This window comes from Trinickia sp. (genome assembly GCF_035492435.1).
Taxonomy (GTDB): Bacteria; Pseudomonadota; Gammaproteobacteria; order Burkholderiales; family Burkholderiaceae; genus Trinickia.
On the sequence record NZ_DATJJF010000098.1, the window covers coordinates 1 to 6,687 of the forward strand.

9 protein-coding genes are annotated in these 6,687 nt (G+C 61.6%); 1 reads left to right on the forward strand and 8 read right to left on the reverse strand.

Features of this window, described 5'->3' with window-relative positions:
- From VL598_RS07340 to VL598_RS07375, 8 genes are all read right to left on the reverse strand, one after another.
- Positions 1 to 231 (reverse strand): beta-ketoacyl synthase N-terminal-like domain-containing protein (locus tag VL598_RS07340; RefSeq protein ID WP_325326042.1); only part of this gene is annotated, 231 nt, incomplete at its 3' end.
- A 165-nt stretch (positions 232 to 396) separates the two neighbouring features.
- Entirely contained in the window at positions 397 to 636 is a 240-nt protein-coding gene (gene acpP, locus VL598_RS07345; RefSeq protein WP_004197638.1) for an acyl carrier protein, read from the reverse strand.
- A 146-nt stretch (positions 637 to 782) separates the two neighbouring features.
- Complete coding sequence (gene fabG / locus VL598_RS07350; RefSeq protein WP_325326043.1) at positions 783 to 1,532, reverse strand: 3-oxoacyl-ACP reductase FabG; 750 nt, start codon at positions 1,530 to 1,532, stop codon at positions 783 to 785.
- Positions 1,533 to 1,623: 91 nt separating this feature from the next.
- Complete coding sequence (gene fabD / locus VL598_RS07355; protein ID WP_325326044.1) at positions 1,624 to 2,562, reverse strand: ACP S-malonyltransferase; 939 nt, start codon at positions 2,560 to 2,562, stop codon at positions 1,624 to 1,626.
- A gap of 145 nt (positions 2,563 to 2,707) precedes the next feature.
- Positions 2,708 to 3,697 (reverse strand): beta-ketoacyl-ACP synthase III, encoded by a 990-nt coding sequence (locus VL598_RS07360; protein WP_325326045.1) that lies wholly within the window; start codon positions 3,695 to 3,697, stop codon positions 2,708 to 2,710.
- Positions 3,697 to 4,806, reverse strand: coding sequence for a phosphate acyltransferase PlsX (plsX, locus tag VL598_RS07365; RefSeq protein WP_325326046.1), 1,110 nt, complete (start codon positions 4,804 to 4,806; stop codon positions 3,697 to 3,699). The genes VL598_RS07360 and plsX overlap by 1 nt, the downstream gene beginning before the upstream one ends.
- Before the next feature lie 132 nt (positions 4,807 to 4,938).
- Positions 4,939 to 5,118 (reverse strand): 50S ribosomal protein L32, encoded by a 180-nt coding sequence (rpmF, locus tag VL598_RS07370; RefSeq protein WP_018441573.1) that lies wholly within the window; start codon positions 5,116 to 5,118, stop codon positions 4,939 to 4,941.
- 116 nt (positions 5,119 to 5,234) lie between these two features.
- Positions 5,235 to 5,900, reverse strand: coding sequence for a DUF177 domain-containing protein (locus VL598_RS07375; protein WP_325326047.1), 666 nt, complete (start codon positions 5,898 to 5,900; stop codon positions 5,235 to 5,237).
- Between the two features lie 406 nt (positions 5,901 to 6,306).
- On the opposite strand from VL598_RS07375, the gene VL598_RS07380 reads away from it, so the two are divergent.
- The coding region (locus VL598_RS07380) for a Maf family protein (protein WP_325326048.1) at positions 6,307 to 6,687 on the forward strand (381 nt) is incomplete at its 3' end.

Below are 6,687 nucleotides of genomic sequence, written 5' to 3' on the forward strand. Positions count from 1 at the left end.
GAAATGGATGAACGTATCCATATGACGGGCTTCCTTGGCCGGAATGTAGTCCTCGATGTTGAAGCCCTTCACCTCGCCGGCAAAGCGCGTCGAGAAATTCGCTGCATCGAACTTCGTGATGTTGGCGATGCCGGACTTGCCGGCCACCAGATTGGCCCATCCGTCGGCAACATGATTGCCAACAGGCGAAACCAGCCCCAAGCCCGTAACGACAACACGACGACGGCTCACGGTAACCCCTTTTCCAAAGAATGACAAAAGCAAAAGCCACAGCGGCCGCAGGGACTTGCCCTGTGAGCCCTGTGGCTACGAAATCAGCACCAGCGTCGGCATCCGACCTGACTGCGATTCAGCGGCAGCCAGCGCGCGAAGAAAGCGCAACGGATGCGGCCTACGTTAGGCCTTGACGTTCGCGCGAGCGTAATCGATCGCTTGCTGAACCGTCGTGATCTTTTCGGCCTCTTCATCGGGAATTTCCATGCCGAATTCGTCCTCGAGCGCCATGACGAGTTCAACGGTGTCGAGCGAGTCCGCCCCGAGATCGTTCACGAACGAGGCTTCGTTTTTAATTTCAGCTTCTGCTACGCCCAGTTGTTCCGCGACGATCTTCTTGACGCGCTGTTCGATGTTGTCCATTACCCCTCCGAGGGAAAGAAGTTCAAAAATGCAAGTGCGCGCATTTTAGCAGGTTTGTTTCTTCAAAAAAGCGCGCTTAAGACATGCCCCGCAGGGCTTTTTCGCCAGTAGAAAAGGCACAAGGCGCGGATGTTACCCGAATTCCGTTACGACATGAACATGCCGCCATTGACGTGCAACGTCGTGCCCGTTATATAACCCGCGCAAGGCGATGCCAAAAACGCGACAGCGTGCGCGATGTCATCCGGCGAGCCCAGGCGTCCCAACGGGATTTGCGTCTTCAATGCGGCCTGTTGATCTTCGGGCAGCACTTTCGTCATGTCGGTATCGATAAATCCGGGCGCAACGCAATTAACGGTGATGCCGCGGCTGCCAATCTCACGTGCGAGCGCACGCGTCATGCCCGCGACGCCAGCCTTCGCTGCCGCGTAATTGACTTGCCCCGGGTTGCCCGCAGAACCGACAACCGACGTAATGTTGATAATGCGCCCGCCGCGCGCCTTCATCATCGGGCGCAGCACTGCACGCGAGAGGCGGAAGACGGCTTTCAGATTCGTATCGATGACGGCATCCCACTCCTCGTCCTTCATCCGCATCGCGAGTTGGTCCTGCGTGATGCCGGCGTTGTTGACGAGTACGTTTAAGCCACCGAACTCTTTTAGCGTTGCGTCGATGAGCGCTTCGACAGCGGCGCTGTCATTGACGTTGAGCACCGCGCCGCGCCCGGCCAATCCTTCTTGCGCGAGCGCTTCACCGATGCCCTGCGCCCCGGCCTCGCTCGTTGCCGTGCCGATGACCGTTGCACCCTGCCGCGCAAGCTCGAGCGCAATCGCCCGGCCGATGCCGCGCGAGGCGCCCGTCACGAGTGCGATTTGTTTATCGAGAGATTTTTCCATGATGTATCAATCAGAATGATCCGCGTTGCGCTTGCCGTCTCTTTGTCGACTGCGGTGGTCTTGAAGCCGGCAGTCGAAGCAAGAAAGAGCGTCAAGCGGCGATGAGCTTGAGCATCTCATCGAGTGAAGCGGGATCCGTCACCGCGCCCCCAGACAGGCTGGCGTCGATACGCTTGGTGAGCCCAGCGAGCACCTTGCCCGGGCCGCATTCGATGACATGCGTGACACCGCCCTTTGCCATCGCCTGAACAATCTCGACCCATCGCACTGGAGACGCCGCCTGGCGCACGAGTGCGTCTTTGATGCCGGCCGGCTCCATCACTGTCGCCACGTCGACGTTGTTGATCACGGGCACTTCCGGCACGTTGACTTCGACGCGCGCGAGGTACTCACGCAGTAAGTCCGACGCGGGCTTGAGCAGCGACGAGTGAAAGGGCGCGGAAACGGCCAGCGGCAAAGCCCGCTTTGCGCCCTTCGCTTTCGCGAGCTCACAGGCCTTTTCGATCGCTGCCTTATGCCCGGCGATCACGACCTGCGCCGGCGCATTGAAGTTGACCGCCTCAACGACACCCGCGCCCTCGCGAGCCGCGTCCGTGCACACCGCACGCACTGTGTCGTCGTCGAGACCGAGGATAGCCGCCATGCCACCCACACCGACGGGCACCGCCGATTGCATGGCCTGCGCGCGCAAGCGCACGAGCGGCAGCGCATCGCGAAACGCGATCGCACCGGCCGCGACGAGCGCCGAGTACTCGCCGAGGCTATGCCCCGCGACGATAGACGGCGCCGGGCCGCCGGCTGCGCGCCAAGCACGGTACATGGCGTAGGCTGCGGTCAGCATGACCGGCTGCGTGTTCGTCGTGAGGCCGAGCTCGTCGGCGGGCCCCTCGGCAATCAACTTGCCGAGATCCTGGCCCAGCGTGTCGGATGCTTCCTGCAGCGTTTCGCGCACGACGGCATTGTCGCCGAACGCGTTCAACATACCGATGGACTGCGAGCCCTGCCCGGGAAAAACGAACGCGAATTTCATGTCTTCCTCAATGATTGAATCTCTGACGTGGCTATCGACGACCGGCTCGGCAAACGCACGATGCCCGCCGCTGCACCCGGCGGACACCCCAAAAGGTGCCGCGTACCAGCGGGCATTCCCGATGTCGATCGTTGCGATGAAATCGTCAGTAGCGAATGACGGACGCGGCCCATGTGAAGCCGCCACCGACACCCTCGATGAGCACGTGCTGGCCGCGCTGGATGCGCCCGTCCCGCACGGCCTGATCGAGCGCAAGCGGGATCGATGCCGCGGAGGTATTGCCATGCTCGCCGACCGTCACGACCATGCGCTCCTGCGGCAAGCCGAGCTTGCGGCACGTGCTCGTCATGATACGGATGTTCGCTTGGTGCGGAATCAGCCAATCGATCTGGCCAGACGACAGATGCGCCTTTTCGAGCGCCTCGATGGCCACCTGCTCGAGCACCTGAACGGCGAGCTTGAAGACGGCCTGGCCATCCATATGGAGAAAGGCATTGCCCGCAACGACACCGCCGCTCACATGACCCGGTGCACAGAGAATGTCGGCATGGCTGCCGTCGGCATGCAGTGCGCTCGCAAGCACGCCGGGCTCATCCGAAGCGGAGAGGATGACCGCGCCTGCACCGTCGCCAAAAAGCACGCAGGTGGTGCGATCGTTGAAATCGATGATGCGCGAGAACGTCTCCGCGCCAACCACGAGCGCTGTGCGATGTTGGCCGCTACGAATCAGGGCGTCGACCGTCGAGACGGCGTAGGCGAAGCCCGAGCAAACCGCTTGCATGTCGAACGCGGCGCCGTTGTTCTTGATCCCCAGCTTTTTCTGGAGCAAGCACGCCGTGCTTGGAAACACGAAATCGGGTGTCGAGGTAGCGACGACGATGAGATCGATCGATTGCGGATCGATGCCGGCGGCCTCGATTGCTCGCTGCGAAGCAACGAGCGCCAGATCGCTCGTCGTGACACCGGGGTCGGCGAAATGCCGTGCGCGAATGCCTGTGCGCGCGACGATCCACTCGTCACTCGTTTCAATACCGCGCTTGGCAAGACTATCTGCCAATTCCTGATTGGTGACCCGGTTGGGCGGGAGATAGCTACCGGTGCCGAGCACACGGGAATAGATTTGCGATTGGGCCATTATGCTTTTGAAGATACCGCAGCGTAGGGCTCGGCCGGACGTCCGGCAGGACTCGCGGGCCCTTTGGTGCCGCCCGCGGCGGTGCGCCCTGCTTGCTCGAGCGGATAGGCGTTTTCTTCCATTGCACGCGCGAGACGTTCCAGGACGCCGTTTTTGACCGCATCATACCCGCGTTTGATAGCCCACTCAAACCCGTAGGCATCGGCGGAGCCGTGGCTCTTGATGACGAGCCCGCGCAGCCCCAGCAGCGCTGCGCCGTTGTATTGGCGGTGGTCAACGCGCTTTTTGAAGCGCATCAAGACAGGCAGCGCCAAAAACGCCATCAGCTTCGTGAGCGGGGAGCGTCCGAACTCTTCGCGAATGATATCGGAGAGCATCTGCGCGAGCCCCTCCGATGTCTTCAAGGCCACATTACCGACGAAGCCGTCGCAAACGATGACGTCCGTCGTGCCTCTGTAGATATCGGTGCCTTCCACGTTGCCGCGAAAGTTGAGCGTACTCGCGCGCAGCAGCTCGCCGGCGCGCTTGATCGTCTCGTTGCCCTTGATGACCTCCTCGCCGATGTTGAGCAGGCCGATCGTCGGCCGCTCCTTGCCTTCGAGCGCGGAAACGAGCGCATGGCCCATTTCAGCGAACTGGAGCAAGTGCTGCGGCTCGCAATCGACGTTTGCGCCCAAGTCGAGCATCATCGTATAGCCGCTCGGGTTCGGGAGCGCAGAGGCGATGGCCGGGCGCTCGATGCCCGCCAGCGTCTTCAGCACATAGCGCGAAACGGCCATCAGCGCGCCTGTGTTGCCGGCCGAAATGCAGGCCTGCGCGGACTCATCCTTCACGAGGTTGAGCGCCACGCGCATCGAGGAATCTTTCTTCCTGCGCAGCGCGACTTCGACAGGGTCATCCATCGCGACGACTTCCGAGGCCGGCACGACGGTAAGCGCGGGCATATCCAGCGCTTTTAGCTTCTTCAGTTGGGTGCGAATCGGAGCTTCGAGACCGACGAGCATCAACCGCGCATCGGGGTGCGAACGCACGAAGCTGACTGCTGCGGGGACCGTCACGGACGGACCGTGGTCGCCCCCCATGCAGTCGATCGTCAACGTAATGGTCATGGACTGCGACAAATTTCAGGCACAAAAAAGCGGCAGTTGAATGCCGCCTTTTCGCTCAGCCGGGGAAATGTCAGGCAAAGTGCTTGCCGCTGGATCATGCCCCAGCTTGGCAAGCATCGCGTCAGAACGCGATTAATCGTTCTTCGTCTTGACGACTTTTTTGCCGCGGTAGTAGCCATTCGGGCTGATGTGATGGCGCAGATGCACCTCGCCCGTGCTCGGCTCAACAGCGAGCGGCGCTCCCGTGAGGAAATCGTGCGAGCGGTGCATGCCGCGCTTCGACGGCGACTTCTTGTTTTGCTGGACTGCCATGATAACTCCTAAGAATTTTCGGGATTCTAGCACAGCCCGATCAGCGCAACGCCATGGCTCTTGACCCATGGAAACGTACGCCATGTCGCGCTGCAACTGACACGACTGCGGCGGCTTCAGTGCTTCTTGCCGCCATCCTTGTTGCCGCCCGCGCCACGCTTCATCGCCTCGAGCGCCGCGAACGGGTTCGGCTTGCCGGACTCACTGCCGGCCTCGCCATATTCGTCTTCACCATCGACTGCGTCGTCCCCGTCTGCGGCCGAGCCGCCGACGCCTGAGACAAGGCTCTCGTGCACCTGAGGACAGGCCTCGTGCTTCGGAACTAGCGGCAACGAGAGCAACAACTCCTCTTCGATCAGATCGACAAGATCGAATTGGCGCGAGCCCACGATCACGTCGAACTCATCGTCATCAAGCGGAAACTCCTGCGCTTCCTCTTCCGTCAACACGAGCCGGTACGTCGCATCGATATCGAACGTCTCTTCGTAGGGCGCGAGGCACCGCTGACACTCGAGCCACGCCGCCCCATGCACCGCCAGGCGCAAATAAGGCTGCGCTGCCTCGCTGCCGTCCTCCTGCAACTCAGGCTGCGTCGAACCCTCAATCTGCCAGCTGAATGCGGCATCGCGATCTGGCGCCTCGCCAGGGACTTCGTTTAACATGCGCGGCAACTGCGAGACACGCACACAACCCGCAGCCCGCCGCCCGCTTCGCGTGAGCTCGAAAACATCGAGTTCACGTGGATCGACGGAGCCACCGGGCTTGTCGGAATGTTGACTCATGGGCCCACTCCTCGTTCTGTGTCGCTTCTGCTGCTTGCTACCGCTGCTTGCTACGCTGCTTGTGACCGCTTTCTGCCGCTCGCTTCCGGGTCGCCTCAACTAAGCTTCCCGCTTTCGGCTTTCGCTTACCGGCCTGCTACTGTGCGCTTAACGTCGCTAGGCCCTAGGTCGCCAGCTAAAACGCTCCAACGACACCTTCCCTGGCGCTCGCTCTTGCGCCCACCAATAGAAAGAAAGCGGCAAACGTGAAAAGCCTGCGATGATAGCGCTTTTACCTTTTGAAGTCAAACACTTAAGGCCACCCGATCACGACCCGGTAGTCCAACCTTCCCCATCAAGGGCTTGACGCCCGCGAGCGATCGTTGTTTCTATCGCCGGCTTCCGTAACGAATCAACCGACCACTTCATGCCTGTGAAACCTCCCCGCCCGCCGCTGATTCTCGCATCGAGCTCACCCTACCGCCGTATGCTGCTCGAGCGACTGCGTCTTCCATTCGATATCGCCGTGCCCTCGCTCGATGAAACGCCCAAGCCCGGTGAGACGCCCGCCGCGACCGCGCTCAGGCTCGCCGAGGCAAAGGCGCGCGCCGTCGCCGATCGCGAAAAGGCGGCGCCCGATGCACCCGGCGCGCTCATCATCGGCTCGGATCAGGTCGCCACTTTCGATGGGCGTCAGATGGGCAAACCAGGCACGCATGAGCGCGCGCTCGCGCAGCTGCAAGCGATGCGCGGGCGCGTAGTCGAGTTCCATAGCGCGCTTTGCCTCTTCGATAGCGCGCGCGACATC